Below are 18,303 nucleotides of genomic sequence, written 5' to 3'. Positions count from 1 at the left end.
TAACCTTGACCGTCGGCGTCTGTGTGGCGCCACACCACTGAGCAAACACCTCCCGGTCCGCCGGGAGAGGCCGCTCGTCCACTCGGACAGTCACGGGCTTCTGCCCGTGCGAGCGGCTGGCATCAGCGGTCCCGTTTACTAGCGAGAGTGAGATCCGCGTGTACGCAGTCGTGCGTAGCGGTGGTCGCCAGCACAAGGTTGCTGTCGGCGACATCGTCGAGGTTGACAAGATTTCCGACGGCAAGGTGGGCGACTCGGTCGAGCTCTCCACGCTGCTCGTGGTCGACGGCGAGTCCGTCACCAGCGACCCGTGGGTCCTGGCGGGCATCAAGGTCCAGGCCGAGATCGTGGACCACCACAAGGGTGCCAAGATCGACATCCTGAAGTACAAGAACAAGACCGGCTACCGCAAGCGCATCGGTCACCGCCAGCAGTACACCGCGGTCAAGATCGTCGCTATCCCGACGGCTGCGAAGTAAGGGACTGAGAACACATGGCACACAAGAAGGGCGCATCGTCCACTCGGAACGGTCGCGACTCCAACGCTCAGCGGCTCGGCGTGAAGCGCTTCGGCGGTCAGGTCGTCAGCGCCGGTGAGATCCTGGTCCGCCAGCGTGGCACCCACTTCCACCCGGGCGCCGGTGTCGGTCGCGGTGGCGACGACACCCTGTTCGCGCTGCAGGCCGGTGCGGTGCAGTTCGGCACCCACCGTGGCCGCAAGGTCGTCAACATCGTTCCGGCTGCCTGATCAAGGCTTCCGTAGAGCGATAAACGAGGGCGGACCTCCCTTCCCCTGCGGGGAAGCGGGTCCGCCCTCGCTGCGTTACAACTGAGACAATCCCGTTCGTATCTGGAGGCACACCGCTATGACCACCTTCGTGGACCGCGTCGAGCTGCACGTCGCCGCGGGTAACGGAGGCCACGGCTGCGCCTCCGTACACCGTGAGAAGTTCAAGCCGCTCGGCGGCCCCGACGGCGGCAACGGCGGCCGTGGCGGTGACGTGATCCTGGTGGTCGACCAGTCGGTCACGACACTTCTGGACTACCACCACAGCCCCCACCGCAAGGCCACCAACGGCAAGCCCGGTGAGGGCGGCAACCGGTCCGGCAAGGACGGCACGGACCTCGTCCTGCCGGTCCCCGACGGCACCGTCGTCCAGGACGGCCAGGGCAACGTCCTCGCCGACCTGGTCGGCCACGGCACGACCTTCGTCGCCGCCCAGGGCGGCCGCGGCGGTCTCGGCAACGCCGCGCTGGCGTCCGCCCGCCGCAAGGCCCCCGGCTTCGCGCTGCTGGGCGAGCCGGGCCAGACGCAGGACATCGTCCTGGAGCTGAAGACCGTCGCCGACGTGGCGCTGGTGGGCTACCCGAGCGCGGGCAAGTCCTCGCTGATCTCGGTGCTCTCGGCCGCCAAGCCGAAGATCGCCGACTACCCCTTCACCACGCTGGTGCCCAACCTGGGCGTGGTGACCGCCGGCGCGACCGTCTACACCATCGCCGACGTGCCCGGACTGATCCCGGGCGCCAGCCAGGGCAAGGGCCTGGGCCTGGAGTTCCTGCGGCACGTCGAGCGCTGCGAGGTGCTGGTGCACGTGCTGGACACGGCGACGCTGGAGTCCGAGCGCGACCCCCTGACGGACCTCGACGTCATCGAGGCCGAGCTGGCCGAGTACGGCGGCCTGGAGAACCGGCCCCGCATCGTCGTCCTCAACAAGGTCGACATCCCGGACGGCAAGGACCTCGCCGAGATGATCCGCCCCGAGCTGGAGGGGCGCGGCTACCGCATCTTCGAGGTCTCGGCCGTCTCCCGGGAGGGCCTGAAGGAGCTGTCCTTCGCGCTGGCCGGCATCGTCGCCGAGGCGCGGGCCGCCAAGCCCAAGCAGGAGGCGACCCGCATCGTCATCCGGCCGAAGGCCGTCGACGACGCGGGCTTCACGGTGGTGCAGGAGGAGGACGGCCTCTTCCGCGTGCGCGGCGAGAAGCCGGAGCGCTGGGTGCGCCAGACCGACTTCAACAACGACGAGGCCGTGGGCTACCTGGCCGACCGCCTCAACCGCCTCGGCGTCGAGGACCAGCTGATGAAGGCCGGTGCCCGCGCGGGCGACGGCGTGGCCATCGGCCCCGAGGAGAACGCGGTCGTCTTCGACTGGGAGCCGTCGATGGCCGCCGGCGCGGAGATGCTCGGCCGCCGTGGCGAGGACCACCGCCTTGAGGCCCCGCGCCCCGCCGCGCAGCGCCGCCGCGACCGCGACGCGGAGCGCGACGAGGCATCTCAGGAGTACGAGGGCTTCAACCCCTTCGGGGGCTGAGCCCCGGGGCCGCGCGGCCCCGCCCCGTCCACGGCGAAGGCCCCCGGGAGGAGAACCTCCCGGGGGCCTTCGCCGTGTCCGTGCGTGCGCGGTGCGGCTACGCGCTCACCGTCTCCTCGGCGTCGCCGAAGCGCGGCGCGGGGATCTCGGAGGCGCGGGCCTCCATGCGGGCCCGGCGCTCGTCCGCCTTCGCGGCCAGCGCCAGGGCGGCCGCGTTGAAGCGGACCAGCGACGGCGGGTCGGCCGGACCCAGGAGCTGCACCTTCAGCTCGGCGCGGGCCGGCGCCAGACCGTCCAGCGAGGGGTCGCGGACCGCCGCGAGCAGACCGGGCACGCCCGCCGCCTCCGGCGTGAGGATCGTCGCCGCGCTCACCGTCGGGAAGCTCGCCCGGAACTCCTCCTCCGACATGCCGCTGGTGTTGGCGACGGAGTACGGCTTCTCACTGATCAGGTAGTCGGACACGACGCTCGACACGTCGCTGATCAGCAGGTCGGCCTGGTTGAAGCAGCTGAAGAGCGCCGGCCGGGCGTCCGTGATGATCTGGTGCTCCCACTCCGGCAGCGAGGCCCAGTAGGCGGCCTCCCAGGCGGCCGTGGCGGCCTCCACGGTCGCCGCGCGGCCCTTCTCCGGGGTGCCCTGGAGCATCATGCGCTCGACCTCGTCGGCGCTCTCCCGGAAGCCGCTGGTGGTGAGGCGGTCCAGCTCGGTCGTGCGGCGGGCCAGCTCGGCGGCGGCAGCGGCGTCGGGGCGGGCCCCGGAACGGGCGGCGTTGGCCTCGCGGATCATGGCCTGGATGCGCTCGTTGGCGCGGCCGGCGCGGGGGTCCACCGAGCCCGTCATGGGGTGCGGCTTGTAGAGCAAGCGGACCTTGGGGTCGGCCAGCAGCGCGCGGACGACGTTCTCGCCGGCGAGCATCACCGAGGTGTTGCCGGGGTTGCCGTCCCAGCCTTCCCAGGTGGGGGCGTAGAGCACGGTGGTGTAGTCGCCCGTGGGCGCGCCCGTGTACGGCAGGATCGGCGCGAGCTGCGGGCGGCCGACCTCGACGACGTCCTTGTCCTCGACGCCGATGTCGGCGAGCTGGTAGCGCTCGCGCGCGGCGGGACCGGCGACCCAGACCTCGTCGTAGGCCTTGGAGTACGGGTTGCAGCTGGAGAGCTTGTCGCTCTCGCCGTGGTTGATGAAGGCGTGCTTGATCGACGGCATCCGCAGGACCTGCGAGGTCTTACCGGAGTTCGCCGGGTGCAGCATCATCTTCAGCGAGGACTTCTCCAGGGCCATCAGGTGGACGACCTTGGGGATGCAGACGATCGGCACGTCCGTGGCCTCGATCTTCTGCATCATGAAGCGCTCGCGGAGCACGATGACGGGGTTGCCGTCCAGCTCGGCGAGGGTGGAGAGCCACATGTTGGCCTGGTAGGCCGAGGTGGTGCCGCCGGAGAAGTACATGCCGACGGTCGGCTGGTAGGCGGCGAGCCACTTGTCCAGCCACTGCAGGGCCTGCTGCTCGTTCGCGACGCGCTTCTTGGGGCGCAGCCAGCCGGCCAGGTACGCCGTGCCGCCGAGGGCGAGCACGACGGCGGCGCCGACGCCGATCTCCGCCCACAGCGCCCGGTGGGTGCCCGCGGTGACCAGCAGGCCCGCGGTCGCCGGGACGGCGAAGCGCAGCAGCCGGCGGCCGTGCTGGCGGGCCAGCAGGCGGGGCGGGGCGGCGGTCAGGCGCAGCCCGGAGGCGTCGATGTTCCGGGTCAGGAACGGCAGCGTGCGGCTGCGGCGCACGAGGATCGCGGTGGCCTGGCAGGCCAGGTGCGCGGCGTAGAAGAGCACCAGCCCGGCGACGACCGGGACGTAGCCGCGCAGCGAGTCGTCGCCGTTCAGCCGCACCAGTCCGATCAGGACCAGCATGTCGCGCAGCAGCTGCCGCACCATGACGTCGAAGCGGATCTTGCCGAGGACGGCGACCAGACCGGGGTCCCGGTGCTGGAGGTAGAGGTCGAGCGCGAGCCCCGCCGCCGAGGCGGAGATCAGAAGCGGTACGAGGGGCAGCAGCGCACCGACGAGCTGTGCGGCGAAGAACACCAGCATCGCGAGCAGCGCCGCGAGCTGTACGGCTCGGCGGGAGGCTGTTCCGGCAGAAGGCACTGGGCGGGCTCCTGGCAGGAGGTCTAGGGGTAGGGGGAACCGTCGTGGGCACGTTCGGTCTCACGCGGACCCGCGGTGGACAACGGTCGACCACCGACCGTATGACGGCCGCCGGTCCAGGAGCAATCTTCCGGCATGCCAACCCTCACAAAATAGGGTCGAACGACCACAATCGTCAGGCGGTAGATTTGCGGGCCTGGACAGGCCCGGCATCGGCACGGCTCAGGCACGGCCGCCGCGGCACGGCATAGGGAACACAGGGGTGTGCGTACGGTGAGTGGGGCAGGGGAGTCGCAGCGGCTGAGGCAGGAGGTCGTGGGCGCCCGCAGGATCGTGGTCAAGGTGGGATCCTCGTCACTCACCACCGCGGGCGGCGGACTGGACGCCGACCGGGTTGACGCCCTCGTCGACACGCTCGCCAAGGCGTCCGGCGACAAGGAGATCGTGCTGGTCTCCTCCGGCGCCATCGCCGCCGGTCTCGCGCCCCTGGGGCTCGACCGGCGCCCGCGGGACCTGGCCCGCCAGCAGGCGGCCGCCAGCGTCGGCCAGGGCCTCCTGGTCGCCCGTTACACCGCGTCGTTCGCCCGTTACGGCCGCCGGGTCGGGCAGGTGCTGCTGACCACCGACGACACCAGCCGCCGCGCCCACTACCGCAACGCGCGCCGCACCCTGGACCAGCTGCTGGCCATGGGCGCCGTCCCGGTCGTCAACGAGAACGACACGGTCGCCACGGACGAGATCCGCTTCGGCGACAACGACCGGCTGGCCGCCCTCGTGGCCCACCTGGTGCGGGCCGACCTGCTGGTGCTGCTCTCGGACGTCGACGGCCTCTACGACGGCGACCCCAGCCTCCCCGGCACCTCCCGGATCGCCGAGGTCCAGGGGCCCGCGGACCTGGAGGGTGTCTCCATCGGCAGCGCGGGCAAGGCCGGCGTCGGCACCGGCGGCATGGTCACCAAGGTCGAGGCGGCCCGGATCGCGGCCGCCGCCGGCATCCCCGTGGTCCTCACCTCCGCCACCCACGCCGCGGACGCCCTGGGCGGCCGCGCCACCGGCACGCTCTTCCACCGCACCGGCCGCCGCTCCGCCGACCGGCTGCTGTGGCTCGCGCACGCCTCCACCCCGCGCGGGGCCCTCACCCTGGACGAGGGGGCCGTGCGGGCGGTGATCGAGGGGAGCGCCTCGCTGCTGCCCGCGGGCATCGCGGCGGTCGAGGGCGAGTTCAGCGCGGGCGATCCCGTGGAGCTGAGGGACACCGGGGGGCGGGCCGTGGCCCGCGGGCTCGTGGCCTTCGACGCGGCGGAGATCCCCCGGCTGCTCGGCCGCTCCACCCGGGACCTGGCCCGTGAGCTCGGGCCCGGCTACGAGCGCGAGGTCGTGCACCGCGACGACCTGGTCGTGCTGCGTGGCTGACGAGCGTTAACCCCGGACGAGAGGCGCGGTAAGGCCAGCCTTTCCATGGGGCCTTTCGGTAAAACCGCCACGCGGCCGCCCGCATGCTGGTCAACTTTGATGCGGGGGCCGTCGCGGACGGAGGGCGCCCCGCAGCACCAACGGCTCCGCCGCGCGCGCGGGGCCAGCGAGCAACAGGAGGCCGCCGGTGAGACGAGGTCGCCCAGGGGCGCTGCCTCGAGGTGGGGGCACCCCCCACGCCCGCAGGGCGATGGGCGAGGAGCGCACCCTGACCAGCGTCGGGCCAGTCGACACGGGGGAGCGGACGGGGGAGGAGGACGCCTCGCGGCTGTGGCACATCACCTTGAGCGTCTCGGGCGCGGAGGCGCCGCTGAAGGAGGTCCGGCGGGGCCTCGAACAGCTCGCCCACGACCACCCCTTCCTGCTGACCAGCCGCTACGCCAACGACCACGCCGAGATCCGGTACTGGGAGGAGGCCCGCGACCTGCACGACGCCGCGGCCGTGGCGCTGCGGCTGTGGGGCGAGCACCGGTCCACGGCGCAGCTCCCGCCGTGGGAGATCGTGGGCCTGGAGGTCATCGACCGTGAGACCTACCACCAGCGCATCGCCGAGGGCTACGGCCCGCTCCCGGCCAGCCCGGTGGGGGTCCATCCCTTCTGAAGCCGGGCGCGCCGGGCCGCGCAGGCGTCCGCCCGCCGTCCCGCAGAGTGGAATACCGGGTGGCCGCGGCCTGCCTCAGGGCTAGGCTGCGGCCATGAGCAGTGTCTTCCCCTCCCCCCTCGCCGATCCCATGCCGCAGTCCCCGGTGCTGCGCGCCGCCTACCGCGCCCGCGCCGCGGCCGCCGACCTGGCGCCGCTGCCACGCTCGGCGAAGGACGAGGCGCTGCTGGCGATCGCCGACGCGCTGGAGGTCCGCACCCGCGAGATCCTCGCGGCCAACGCCGAGGACGTCGAGAAGGCGCTGGCCGCGGGCACCGCCGAGAGCGTCGTCGACCGGCTGACCCTCACGCCCGAGCGGGTGCGGGCCATCGCGGCGGACGTCCGCGACGTGGCCGCCCTGCCGGACCCGGTGGGCGAGGTCGTGCGCGGCTCCACCCTGCCCAACGGCCTGGACCTGCGGCAGGTGCGGGTGCCGCTGGGCGTCGTCGGCATCATCTACGAGGCCCGGCCCAACGTGACCGTCGACGCCGCCGCCCTGTGCCTGAAATCCGGCAACGCCGTCCTGCTGCGCGGCTCGTCCTCCGCGTACGCCTCCAACACCGCGCTGGTGCGCGTCATCCGGGACGCCGTGGGCGGCGCCGGCCTGCCGGCGGACGCCGTGCAGCTGGTGCCCGGCGAGAGCCGGGAGTCGGTGCGCGAGCTGATGCGCGCCCGCGGCATGGTCGACGTGCTGATCCCGCGCGGCGGCGCCTCGCTGATCCGCACGGTCGTCCAGGAGTCCACCGTCCCCGTGATCGAGACGGGCACCGGCAACTGCCACGTGTACGTGGACGCCGAGGCCGACCTGGACATGGCCGTGGAGATCCTCGTCAACTCCAAGACCAGCCGGGTGAGCGTGTGCAACGCCGCCGAGACCCTCCTGGTGCACCAGGACATCGCCGAGCGCTTCCTGCCGCTCGCCCTGCGGGCGCTGGCCGAGTCGGGCGTGACGGTCCACGGCGACGAGCGGGTGGTGGAGCTGGCGGAGACGGCGCGCACGGGCGCCACCGTCGTGCCCGCGACGGCCGAGGACTGGGAGACGGAGTACCTGTCGTACGACATCGCCGCCGCGGTCGTCGAGGACCTGGACGCGGCCGTGCGCCACATCCGGCTGTGGACCTCGGGGCACACCGAGGCGATCGTCACCACCTCGCAAGCGGCCGCCCGCCGGTTCACCCAGCTGGTGGATTCGACGACCGTCTCGGTCAACGCCTCGACGCGGTTCACCGACGGCGGGCAGTTCGGTTTCGGCGCCGAGATCGGGATCTCCACGCAGAAGCTGCACGCGCGCGGGCCGATGGGACTGCCGGAGCTGACGTCGACGAAGTACATCCTCACCGGCGACGGTCATCTGCGGTAGACCCGGAGGGTGTCCGACGCGACGGCACGGCCCGTCGGGCACCCTCTAATTCCCGTACTGCCCGCGCGGATTGACCGGTTCGGGTCTACGCTGGACGGGTGCCGGACGACGTGGGGGGCAGGCCGTTCCCGGACGGCGAGGAGCCCGACAGCGACCGCCACGGAGGCGCGGACGATCCGTTCGCCTCCGTGGTCTTCGACGAGGAGTTCGTGCGGTCCGCCGCGATCCACGAGCCCTCCGCCGCCGAGCGGAGGCTCGCCGCCGAGCGGGCCCGCGCGGAGGCCGACGCCGCGCGGGCCCGGCCGGGCGGCCATCCCGCCGACGACGAGCCCTACGAGGCCGTCCCCGGGGGCCCCGCCGGGTACCACCCCGGCCGGTTCGGCGAGCCGCTCGGCCTCGCCCGGAACCTGGACCCGGACGACGCCTACGGCCCGTACGGGCGCTACGGCACCGCCCGCGGCCCGTACCGCGGTCACGCCCGCTGGCACCGGCCGGTGGCCTGGGTGCTCGCGGTGGTCATGGGCATCGGGGTGATCGCCCTCGCCCTCACCGCCGTCTACCGCGGCACCTCCTCCGGCAACCGCCAGAGCCCCGCGCCGCCGCCCGCCACGACGGGCGTGGACGCCCCGGCGGGGGCGCGGCAGGGCCCGCTGCCCTCGGTCTCGGCCGACTCGGAGCCCCCGGTGGCCACGGCCGTGACGGCCGCGCCGTCGGGTCCCTGAAACCCCTCCCGTACAGTCACCCAGCGTGACGAGGGGCCGATCGGGTGACGTACGGCCAGGGCCTTGGCCAGGGTTCACGGCCCCCGTCGGGCGGCCGCCGACTTCCGCGGAACTTGTCGCGTACCAGGGCGTTTACCTGGGGCCTTCCGGACCTACTCTTGAGATATGAACGGGCCTGGAGACCCGCCTGAGGGCACGCCCGAAGGTGCCCCGGGGGGTGGCGACGAAGAGTACCGATCCGTCGTCTTCGACGAATCGTTCGTCAGGGCTGCCCGGCTCCAGGAGTTCTCCGCGCGCGAGCGCATGGACGACCACGCGCCCGCCGTCCGCACCCGGCACGCCTGGGCGCGCGTCAGCGCCTCGCGCCAGGTGCTGCTGCTGGTGATACTGATCGCCCTCGCCTTCGGCACGGCCGTCTACATGGGCCTGCGCCACCCCTACAAGGAGCCCAGGCCGCCCGCCGCCGAGCCACTGCACAGCGCCGTGATCCCGCTCGCCCCGCGCGACCCGGTGCCCGGCGCGCCCGCGAAGGACCTCTTCGACCACAGCCCGGCGGCCCAGTTCCGCGACGGCAGCGAAGGCGTCAACCTGCCGGCCGCCCGGCGCACCCAGAACTTCTCCGAGAGCCTCGTCATGGCCGCCCTGGCCACGGCCAAGGAGTACACCGTCAAGTCCGCCCTCGACCCCGGCGTCCTCGCGGGCGACAAGCAGCGGACGGTCCGGCTGCTGCTGGCGCCCTCGCAGCTCGACCAGTTCGACCGCAGCATGGCCCACCCCGCCGCCGACGGGCGGCACGCGGCGACCGGCTGGATGGTCCGCTTCGACCCCGGCCAGGTCGCCCTCGCCGACCCGACGGTCCGCACCCAGGGCACCTTCTCGCTCACCGAGGTGTCCCCGGCGGCGCTGGAGGTCCAGGCCGACCACACCTTCGTCTACGCCGTCCGCGCGGCCACGGGCCCCGGTGACGTGTCGCTGTTCGTCGTGCGGCGCACGATGCGCTTCCGCTTCGACCGCGACGACCTCCAGGACCACCACCTCCAGGTGATCCAGAGTTCGGTGCAGGCGGGCCCGGAGTCCTGCTCCGCCGACGCCTCGGCCTATCTGCGGCCCCTGCTGGCCGGCCAGAAGGCCGGCACGGAGGGCCCGGCCGACACGGACCCGTACGGCACCGGCCCCACCACGGCGGCCCTGTGCGGCACCCTGGCCCCCGGCGCCCAGCCGAGCCCGCCGCGGCACTGAGCGGGCCCGCGGCGCCCTGCCTACGGCAACGGTGAGCCGTCCGCCCCGCCGGGTCCGCCGGGGCCCTCCTTGCCGTCTCCGGGCGGCGACGGCCGGCGCCCCGTGAAGGTGTCCCGCAGCCGGCCCCCCAGGTCCCCGGCCCCGCCCGCGATGTCCCGCACCAGGCCCATCAGCGGGTCCTTGCTCGCGCGCACCGACTCGGCGTAGTGGCTCGCCGACTCCCGGAAGGAGTCGGACACGGAGGCGTCCTTGTCCTCGGACCGGCGCGGGTAGTGGCCGTCCATGAGCCGCTGGTAGTCGCGGCTCTCGGCCCACTTCTTCAGCTCCGCCGCGCGGACCGCCGCGAACGGGTGGCTGCGCGGCAGCACGTTCATGATCTTCAGGACGGAGTCCCGCAGGTCGCCGGCCCGCTCGTACTCCTCGGCCTGGGCGAGGAAGGCGTCCACGTTCATCTCGTGGAGGTGGTTGCCGCCCGCGATCTTCATCAGGCCCCGCATCGAGGCCCGCAGGTCCTGGCAGGCCAGCAGCCCCGCCCGGTCCGCCGACAGCTCCGACTTGCGGAACCACTCGCGCAGCGCCGTCACCAGCGCCGTCACCGCGATGTTGCCCAGCGGGATCCAGGCGACCTTCAGCGCGACGTTGCTCAGGAACAGCAATATCGTGCGGTAGACGGCGTGCCCCGACAGGGCGTGGCCCACCTCGTGGCCCACGACCGCCCGCATCTCCTCGTCGTCCAGCAGCTCCACCAGACCGGTGCTGACGACGATGAGCGGCTCGTCCAGCCCGATGCACATGGCGTTCGGCTGGGGGTTCTGCGTGACGTACATCGCCGGGACCCGCTCCAGGTCCAGGACGTAGCAGGCGTCCAGCAGCATCGTGTGCAGGTGCGGGAACTGCTGCTCGCTCACCCGGACGGAGTCGGACAGGTAGAGCAGTCGCAGACTGCGCTCCGGCAGCAGCCCGCTCAGCGCCTTGAACACCGTGTCGAAGCCGCTCAGCTTGCGCAGGGCCACCAGGGCGGACCGGTCCGCGGGGTGCTCGTACGCACGCGAGGAGATCCCCGGGAAGCGCCTGCGGCTCCCGGCCCGCTCCCGCTCGCCGCCGTCGCTCGTGCTCTCGGTCATCGCGACCCCCTCCATGGGCTGGATCATGGCCCGTCCCCCGGCTGCCGGCCCCCAGCCTAGGTGCTGGCGACGGCATGGCTACCGTGGAGGCATGCCCGACATCACCGCACTCGCCGCCCAGCCCGCCGTCATCGACGTCCTCGCCGTGTCCAAAGGCGACCAGGGGCCGGGCGCGCTGCTGCGCACGGTCCTGATCGTGGGCGTCGTGGGCATCGTCCTCGTGGCGTGGTTCCTGCTGCGCGGCTACCGCAAGAACGACTAGCCGGCGGCCTCCCGCGGAGTCGGCGTGAGCTCGGTGACGCCCCCCGCATACGATGTGGCAGAAGTCTCCACCCGATCCCATCCCGGATAGGTCCTGCCGTGATCATCGCCTCCGCCCACAGCGCCCTCGTCAGCCTCGCCTCCGAGGGCGAGCACGTGGACACCCACGAGAGCATCAGCCCCTTCATGACCGGTGGCGCCGCCCTCGTCATCCTGCTGCTCCTGCTCTGGGTCACCACCCGCTTCAACCGCGACCGCTGACCTCAGGGGTCCCTGAGGGTCAGGCGTGACGGCGCGCCCAGTAGGGTCTGCACGCATGGGAGAGCAGACAGGGCCCGTGAAGCGGCGGCTCGGAGTGATGGGCGGGACGTTCGACCCGATCCATCACGGACACCTGGTCGCCGCGAGCGAGGTGGCCTCGCAGTTCCACCTGGACGAGGTGGTCTTCGTGCCGACCGGGCAGCCGTGGCAGAAGAGCCACAAGCAGGTGTCCCCGGCCGAGGACCGCTACCTGATGACGGTGATCGCCACTGCGTCCAACCCGCAGTTCTCGGTCAGCCGCATCGACATCGACCGCGGCGGTCCCACCTACACGACCGACACCCTGCGCGAGCTGCGGTCGCTCAACGAGAACGCGGACCTGTTCTTCATCACCGGCGCCGACGCGCTGGCGCAGATCCTGACCTGGCGGGACACCGACGAGCTGTTCTCGCTCGCCCACTTCATCGGCGTCACCCGGCCGGGCCACATACTGGCCAACCCCGGGCTGCCCGAGGACCGGGTCTCCTTCGTGGAGGTCCCCGCCCTCGCCATCTCCTCCTCGGACTGCCGCGCCCGCGTGGCGCAGGGGGAGCCCGTCTGGTACCTGGTGCCCGACGGTGTGGTGCGCTACATCGACAAGCGCAGGCTGTACCGTCACGACGGCTGACTTTCCGGCGCCGCGTCGAACCGGCTCCGGCGTGACGCCCGACTTCCGGCACGAGGCCCGACCGCGGGCTTGAGGGGCACCGAGGGGTACTGGTGAACGACCGACAGGACCCGTACGCGCACGACCCGTACGCACGACCGCAGGTGTACGGCTACGACGCGTACGGACAGCCGGTGTACCGGCCGGACGCCCCCGACCTGGCGTACGACGCGTACGGCCGGCCCCTCCAGCAGGCGCAGCCCCAGCAGCAGACGCAGCCGTACGAGCAGTACGACGCCTACGGCCAGAGCCCCCAGCCCCAGCAGCAGACGCAGCAGGAGTGGATCCCCCGCCAGGCCGGCCCGCCGGTCCACGAGGAGCCGCCCCGTCAGGCCGCGCCGCACGAGCAGATCCCCGAACCGCGCGCCGCCTCGGACCAGGCCGCGCAGGATCCCGCACCGGAGGCGTACCGCACCGAGCAGTTCTCCTTCATCGAGGAGCCGGACGAGGACTCCGAAGACGTCATCGACTGGCTGAAGTTCACCGAGAGCCGCACCGAGCGCCGCGACGAGCGCAAGCGCAAGGGGCGCAACCGCGTGATCGCCCTCGCCGTCGTGCTCGTCCTCGCCGTGGGCGGCGGAGTCGGCTGGTTCCTGCTCTCCGGCGGCGACGCCGGCAAGGGCGCGGCCAAGGCGGGCGCCGGGCAGAAGCGCGACGTGATCGTGGTGCACCTGCGGGAGACCCGCGGCGGGGGCAGTTCCACGGCCCTGCTGGTCGACAACGAGACCACCAAGAAGGGCACCACGGTGCTCCTGCCGAACACCCTCGCCGTCGCCAAGGACGGTGGCGCGGCCACCACGCTCGGCAAGTCCGTCCAGGAGGCGGGCACCGGCGACACCCGGGACGCCCTGAACACGCTCCTCGGCGCCGACATCAAGGGCAGCTGGCGGCTGGACACCCCCTACCTGGAGAACCTCGTGGAGCTGGTCGGCGGGATCTCCGTCGACACCGACGTCACCGTCCCCGGCGCCAAGGCCGGTGACCGGCCGCTGGTGACCCAGGGCAAGGGCCAGACGCTCGGCGGCCAGGCGGCCGTGGCCTACGCCACCCACCGGGCGCCCGGCGAGGCCCCGGACAAGCAGCTGACACGCTTCGGGCAGGTCATGCAGGGCGTGCTGCGGAAGCTGTCCACCGATCCCGCGACGGCGACGACCACGGTGGAGTCGCTCGCCCAGATCCCCGACCCCTCGCTGTCGGTGCCCCAGCTGGGCGCCTCGCTGGCCCACCTGGCGGCCAAGGCCAAGCAGGGTTCGTACGACACCTCCGTGCTGCCCGTGCGGGCGGACGGGACGCTCGGCGAGCAGGCCGCGGACACGATGGTCAAGGACGTGCTGGGCGGCACGGTGAAGAACACCGACAAGAACGCGCCGCCGCGGGTGAGCGTGAAGAACGCCACGGGCGGGGCCGCTGCCGCGGGGGCCGCCCAGGTCACCCTGGTCAACGGCGGCTACACCTACGTGGACGCCGGCAGCGCCTCCTCGGCCGAGGCCGCCTCCGCGGTGGTCTACGCGGACGACGCCCGGGCGGCCGAGGCCAAGGAGGTCGCCAAGACCCTGGGCCTGCCCGAGCGGGCGGTGAAGAAGGGCCAGGCCGCGGGCAACGCCGACGTCACCGTGGTGCTGGGCAAGGACTACAAGGGCTGAGAGGGGCGGATCACACGGGCGGGGAGGGCCGTGCACGCGCGCGTGCACGGGGCGTGGATAACCCCAGGAAGGCCGTCGGCGGGTCGTGAGACCCTTGAGGTGTACTGACCCTCTTTACGAAAGCATGGCTTGTGACCGCCACCGACCGCTCCATCGAGCTCATCCAGGCCGCCGCCCAGGCCGCCGCCGACAAGCTCGCGCACGATGTCATCGCCTACGACGTCAGCGACGTCCTGTCGATCACCGACGCCTTCCTGCTGGCCTCGGCGCCCAACGACCGCCAGGTCAAGTCGATCGTCGACGAGATCGAGGAGCGGCTGCTGAAGGAGCTGGGCGCCAAGCCGGTCCGCCGCGAGGGCGACCGCGACGCCCGCTGGGTCCTGCTGGACTACGTCGACATCGTCGTGCACGTGCAGCACAGCGAGGAGCGCGTCTTCTACGCCCTGGAGCGGCTGTGGAAGGACTGCCCCGAGATCGAGCTGCCCGCCGACGCCGCCGCCACCCGCGGCAAGGCCGAGGAGCACGCCCGTGCGCAGGCCGGTGAGGCGGATCTGGACGGAGACCTGAGCTGAACGGCAGCGGGGGCGGCCGGGGCCGCCGGATCGTCCTGTGGCGGCACGGCCAGACGGCGTGGAACATCGAGCGCCGCTTCCAGGGCACCACGGACATCGAGCTGACCGGGACCGGTGTCGCCCAGGCACGCCGGGCGGCCCGGCTGCTGGCCGCGCTGCGGCCCGACGCCATCGTCGCCTCGGACCTGAAGCGAGCCCGGGCCACGGCCGCCGAGCTGGCGTCGGTCACCGGCCTGGAGGTCGCCGCCCACGCGGAGCTGCGCGAGACCTACGCGGGGGTGTGGCAGGGCCTCACCCACGAGGAGATCATCGAGCGCCACGGGGCCGAGTACGCGGCCTGGAAGCGCGGCGAGCCCGTGCGGCGCGGCGGCGGTGAGCTGGAGACCGAGGTCGCCGACCGGGCCGCTCCGGTCGTGCTGTCCCATGCCGAGAAGCTGCCGGACGGCGGCACGCTGGTGGTCGTCAGCCACGGCGGCACCATCCGCACCACCATCGGGCGGTTGCTGGGCCTGGAACCGTACTCCTGGGAGGCCCTGGGCGGCCTCACGAACTGCTGCTGGTCCGTGTTGGGCGAGGGTGCCCGCGGCTGGCGGCTGCTGGAGCACAACGCCGGAACGCTGCCCGAGCCGGTCCTCGGCGACGACGACTGAGCCCTTCGAGCCGGCCGCCGGGTGGCCGCCGGGGTCCGATTTCACATTCGGGCTGGTGGCAGGCTAAAGTTCTTCTTGTTCGCGGGGAACGCGGGGGGTAAACCTCCGGGAGATCCGGGAACAGCGGGGCTATAGCTCAGTTGGTAGAGCGCCTGCATGGCATGCAGGAGGTCAGGAGTTCAATTCTCCTTAGCTCCACAGTGAACACGATCCCGTCTCCCTGGTACAGGGAGGCGGGATCGTTGCTGTTCCCGCGGGGTCCCGTGGCAGAATCGGACGGTCGGGGCCGCGCGGGGCCGAAGGGGAGGGAACGGGCTGACCCATGGGTGCTCACAGCCGGAAGTGCGACTGGTGCGGCAGCGGTACGCCGATCGTCCGCGACATGGAGCCGCTCAACTCCGCCTTTCAGTACTGGTGCGTGGAGTGCGCGCGGGCGCTGATCATAAAAGGCGACCCGATCGAGACCTACCGCGAACTGGAAGGCGAACCGATCTACGGGCGCCTCCTCGACGAGCACTGCACCCTGAAGCGCTTCTACTCCTTCGTCGCGGCATAGGTCGCAACACAGGTCAAACCGGTCAAAATGGTGCGAGCTAGCCCCCGGTGGGAACCGATTTGGCAGATGGGGGGGAGGTCCGTGTAATGTATTCCGTGTCGCCAGGGGGAACCGGCAAGGGAAACCCGGCGGAAAACAAAACAAGGGGCTATAGCTCAGTTGGTAGAGCGCCTGCATGGCATGCAGGAGGTCAGGAGTTCAATTCTCCTTAGCTCCACAGGAAACGAGAGGGTCGTCCACAGGACGGCCCTCTCGTGCGTTGTCCGCGCGCGGTGTCCGGGTTTTCGGGCGCGGGGGCGTGGGCGGGCTTCGGCGATCTTCGCCGGCGGGTGGCCGCGGCTCCGGAGAAGAGCGGTGCGGAGGCCCGGCGCGTGCGCGCGCCCCGGCTGTCGTCCGTTTCTCAACGACCCATCGCTGTAGGGGTCTTGGCGGCTTCGGATTGCGAGTTCCTGGGGCCCCCTTGATCACTTCTTGGCGAACGCATGCCCCATGGATGAACGGTTCATCGAAAGAGTGACGTGGACCATTCGCATCGCATGGGGGTTTCCTTGACTTCACGTCGCTCCAGAGCGCGCGCCGGACTGTCCTTGGCGGCGGCGCTGCCCCTGGTCGCCGGGGCGCTCGCCGTCGGTACGGCCGCCCACGCCGACCCCGCTCCGCACGACCGGCAGCCGCTCGTGGGCACCAAGCCGCAGTGGGCCACCGACCGGGCCGACCGCGGCACCACCTCCGGATCGGACGCCGTCGGCGCCCGGGTCTACCTCGCCGGGCGGGACGCCGAGGGTCTCGCCGCCTACGCCCGCGCCGTCTCGGACCCGAAGTCGCCTTCCTATGGCAAGTACTTGACGGCCGAAGAGGCGAAGAATCGATTCGGCACCACCAAGGACCAGATAGCCCGGGTCACCGGCTGGCTGAAGTCCTCCGGCCTGAAGGTGACCGGCGGCAACGACCACTACGTCACGGTGAGCGGTGACGCCGCGGCCGCCAAGAAGGCCTTCGGCACCGAGCTGCACGACTACGTCAAGGACGGCAGGACGTACCACGCTCCGTCGGGGACGGCCTCCGTGCCGGCGTCCCTCGGCGGCGCCGTGCTGACCGTCGTCGGCCTGAACAACGCCCCCCGTCTGGCCCACCACGACGACACCCTGCCCGGCCCCAGCGCGGTCTTCCGCAATGCCGGGCCCTTCTCCACGTACTACGGCTCCAACGTCAACGACGGCCTGCCCTCCGCGTACGGCTCCCACGCGCCGTACGCGATCAAGGGCTACACCGGCAAGCAGCTGCGTGCCGCGTACGGGGCGAAGAACTTCACCGGCAAGGGCGTCACGGTGGCCATCACCGACGCCTACGCCTCGCCGACGATCGCCAAGGACATCGCGGAGTACGCCGAGCGCAACGGCGACAAGGCGTACCGCAAGGGCCAGTTCTCCCAGGTGCTGCCCGCCGACTACACGCACACCAAGCCCGACGAGTGCGACGCCGCCGGCTGGTACGGCGAGGAGACCCTCGACATCGAGGCCGTGCACGCTGTGGCCCCCGAGGCCGGCATCGTCTACGTGGCAGGCGCCTCCTGCCAGGACGACGACCTGATCGACTCCCTGCACAAGATCGTCGACGGCCGGCTCGCCGACATCGTCTCCAACTCCTGGGGCGACATCGAGAACAACGAGACCCCGGACGTGGCCGCCGCCTACGACCACGTCTTCCAGCAGGGTGCCGTCGAGGGCATCGGCTTCTACTTCTCCTCCGGCGACGACGGCGACAACACCGTCAAGCACGGCGTGAAGCAGGTCGACACGCCCGCCAACTCCGCGTGGGTCACCTCCGTCGGCGGCACCTCGCTCGCCGTCGGCAAGGGCGACAAGTACTTGTGGGAGACCGGCTGGGGCACCCACAAGGCGGGCCTGTCCAAGGACGGCCTGACCTGGGAGGGCTTCCCGGGCACCTTCACCGGCGGCGCCGGCGGCGGCACCAGCAAGGCCGTCGAGCAGCCCTTCTACCAGCGCGGCGTCGTCCCGGACGCGCTGGCGAAGGCGGACGGCGCGGCCAAGCCGATGCGCGTCGAGCCGGACATCTCGGCCGTCGCCGACTCCAGCACCGGCTTCCTGGTCGGCCAGACGCAGACCTTCCCCGACGGTTCGCAGAAGTACAGCGAGTACCGCATCGGCGGCACCTCGCTGGCCGCCCCCGTGATCGCGGGCGTCCAGGCCCTGGCGCAGCAGGCACGGCACGGCGTGCCGATCGGCTTCGCGAACCCGGCGATCTACGACCGCTACGGCACCGCCGCATACCACGACGTGACCGACCACCCGCTCGGCCAGGGCCGCGGCCTGGGCGTCGTACGCGTGGACTACGTCAACGGCGCCGACGAGAAGGAGGGGCTCACGACGTCGCTGCGCAGCATGGGCGGCGACACCTCACTCTCCGCGACGCCCGGTTACGACAACGTGACGGGCGTCGGCTCCCCGGCGGACGGCTACGTGACCTCGTACGTACCCCGAAACCACCGCTGACGCGGCCGCCACGGGGCCCGCACCGGCCGTCCGGCCTCAGTGCGGGTCCTGTGGGCCCTGGGGTACCCTGAGCCCATGCGTGCCGTACGCCTCCTGCTTAGCGAGCCGCGCTGATCAGCACCGGCCGGTGAGAC

18 protein-coding genes and 2 tRNA genes are annotated in these 18,303 nt (G+C 72.1%); 18 read left to right on the top strand and 2 right to left on the bottom strand.

The features are described 5' to 3' along the window. Positions 1 to 158 precede the first annotated feature (158 nt). The 3 genes from rplU (at position 159) to obgE (ending at position 2,309) form a co-directional block, all read left to right on the top strand. Positions 159 to 479 (top strand): 50S ribosomal protein L21, encoded by a 321-nt coding sequence (gene rplU / locus CYQ11_RS09865; protein WP_099200555.1) that lies wholly within the window; start codon positions 159 to 161, stop codon positions 477 to 479. A gap of 14 nt (positions 480 to 493) precedes the next feature. Further along, a complete protein-coding gene (gene rpmA, locus CYQ11_RS09860) occupies positions 494 to 748 on the top strand; it encodes a 50S ribosomal protein L27 (RefSeq protein ID WP_008738950.1) in 255 nt (84 codons plus the stop codon). A 118-nt stretch (positions 749 to 866) separates the two neighbouring features. Beyond that, positions 867 to 2,309: a GTPase ObgE gene (obgE, locus tag CYQ11_RS09855; RefSeq protein ID WP_099200556.1), complete on the top strand. Its 1,443-nt coding sequence runs from the start codon at positions 867 to 869 to the stop codon at positions 2,307 to 2,309. Between the two features lie 97 nt (positions 2,310 to 2,406). Here the strand turns inward: obgE and CYQ11_RS09850 are convergent, their stop codons facing one another. After that, on the bottom strand, positions 2,407 to 4,449 hold the full coding sequence (locus tag CYQ11_RS09850) for a hypothetical protein (RefSeq protein ID WP_099200557.1): 2,043 nt from the start codon (positions 4,447 to 4,449) through the stop codon (positions 2,407 to 2,409). Between the two features lie 273 nt (positions 4,450 to 4,722). On the opposite strand from CYQ11_RS09850, the gene proB reads away from it, so the two are divergent. The 5 genes from proB to CYQ11_RS09825 all read left to right on the top strand — a co-directional run bounded on the left by proB (position 4,723) and on the right by CYQ11_RS09825 (position 9,883). Next, positions 4,723 to 5,862, top strand: a complete 1,140-nt coding sequence (gene proB / locus CYQ11_RS09845) for a glutamate 5-kinase (protein ID WP_181143626.1) — start codon at positions 4,723 to 4,725, stop codon at positions 5,860 to 5,862. Between the two features lie 187 nt (positions 5,863 to 6,049). Continuing rightward, positions 6,050 to 6,523, top strand: a complete 474-nt coding sequence (locus CYQ11_RS09840) for a DUF8830 family protein (RefSeq protein WP_181143625.1) — start codon at positions 6,050 to 6,052, stop codon at positions 6,521 to 6,523. A 94-nt stretch (positions 6,524 to 6,617) separates the two neighbouring features. Then, entirely contained in the window at positions 6,618 to 7,922 is a 1,305-nt protein-coding gene (locus CYQ11_RS09835; protein WP_099200559.1) for a glutamate-5-semialdehyde dehydrogenase, read from the top strand. Positions 7,923 to 8,020: 98 nt separating this feature from the next. After that, the gene (locus CYQ11_RS09830) at positions 8,021 to 8,644 is read left to right on the top strand and encodes an SCO2584 family spore wall biosynthesis protein (protein WP_099200560.1); all 624 of its coding nucleotides are present in this window, start codon (positions 8,021 to 8,023) and stop codon (positions 8,642 to 8,644) included. 165 nt (positions 8,645 to 8,809) lie between these two features. Further along, entirely contained in the window at positions 8,810 to 9,883 is a 1,074-nt protein-coding gene (locus tag CYQ11_RS09825; RefSeq protein ID WP_099200561.1) for an SCO2583 family membrane protein, read from the top strand. 20 nt (positions 9,884 to 9,903) lie between these two features. Here CYQ11_RS09825 and CYQ11_RS09820 read toward each other — a convergent pair whose 3' ends face one another. Beyond that, a complete protein-coding gene (locus CYQ11_RS09820; protein WP_099200869.1) occupies positions 9,904 to 11,007 on the bottom strand; it encodes a M48 family metallopeptidase in 1,104 nt (367 codons plus the stop codon). A 91-nt stretch (positions 11,008 to 11,098) separates the two neighbouring features. Here CYQ11_RS09820 and CYQ11_RS29485 point away from each other — a divergent pair, with 91 nt between their 5' ends. From CYQ11_RS29485 to CYQ11_RS09780, 10 genes are all read left to right on the top strand, one after another. Continuing rightward, positions 11,099 to 11,269, top strand: a complete 171-nt coding sequence (locus tag CYQ11_RS29485; protein ID WP_181143624.1) for a hypothetical protein — start codon at positions 11,099 to 11,101, stop codon at positions 11,267 to 11,269. A 98-nt stretch (positions 11,270 to 11,367) separates the two neighbouring features. Next, positions 11,368 to 11,529: a hypothetical protein gene (locus CYQ11_RS29480; protein WP_181143623.1), complete on the top strand. Its 162-nt coding sequence runs from the start codon at positions 11,368 to 11,370 to the stop codon at positions 11,527 to 11,529. A 55-nt stretch (positions 11,530 to 11,584) separates the two neighbouring features. Beyond that, positions 11,585 to 12,196: a nicotinate-nucleotide adenylyltransferase gene (gene nadD / locus CYQ11_RS09815; RefSeq protein ID WP_099200562.1), complete on the top strand. Its 612-nt coding sequence runs from the start codon at positions 11,585 to 11,587 to the stop codon at positions 12,194 to 12,196. 92 nt (positions 12,197 to 12,288) lie between these two features. Beyond that, positions 12,289 to 13,878 carry an LCP family protein gene (locus CYQ11_RS09810; protein ID WP_099200563.1) on the top strand — a complete coding sequence of 530 codons (1,590 nt, stop codon included), beginning with the start codon at positions 12,289 to 12,291 and terminating at the stop codon, positions 13,876 to 13,878. A 131-nt stretch (positions 13,879 to 14,009) separates the two neighbouring features. Further along, complete coding sequence (gene rsfS / locus CYQ11_RS09805) at positions 14,010 to 14,450, top strand: ribosome silencing factor (RefSeq protein WP_099200564.1); 441 nt, start codon at positions 14,010 to 14,012, stop codon at positions 14,448 to 14,450. Then, positions 14,447 to 15,100 (top strand): histidine phosphatase family protein, encoded by a 654-nt coding sequence (locus CYQ11_RS09800; RefSeq protein ID WP_099200565.1) that lies wholly within the window; start codon positions 14,447 to 14,449, stop codon positions 15,098 to 15,100. Before rsfS ends, CYQ11_RS09800 begins: the two co-directional genes overlap by 4 nt. Before the next feature lie 125 nt (positions 15,101 to 15,225). Continuing rightward, positions 15,226 to 15,298: transfer RNA gene (locus CYQ11_RS09795), tRNA-Ala, on the top strand. A gap of 124 nt (positions 15,299 to 15,422) precedes the next feature. Continuing rightward, the gene (locus CYQ11_RS09790) at positions 15,423 to 15,656 is read left to right on the top strand and encodes a hypothetical protein (protein WP_099200566.1); all 234 of its coding nucleotides are present in this window, start codon (positions 15,423 to 15,425) and stop codon (positions 15,654 to 15,656) included. Positions 15,657 to 15,800: 144 nt separating this feature from the next. Then, a tRNA-Ala gene (locus tag CYQ11_RS09785) sits at positions 15,801 to 15,873 on the top strand. Positions 15,874 to 16,204: 331 nt separating this feature from the next. After that, complete coding sequence (locus CYQ11_RS09780; protein ID WP_398779624.1) at positions 16,205 to 18,169, top strand: S53 family peptidase; 1,965 nt, start codon at positions 16,205 to 16,207, stop codon at positions 18,167 to 18,169. Positions 18,170 to 18,303: the final 134 nt, after the last annotated feature.

This window comes from Streptomyces cinnamoneus (assembly GCF_002939475.1).
GTDB classification, from domain to species: Bacteria; Actinomycetota; Actinomycetes; order Streptomycetales; family Streptomycetaceae; genus Streptomyces; species Streptomyces cinnamoneus_A.
Note: the sequence above shows the minus strand (reverse complement) of the source record. Positions and strands in the feature narration are given on the sequence as shown.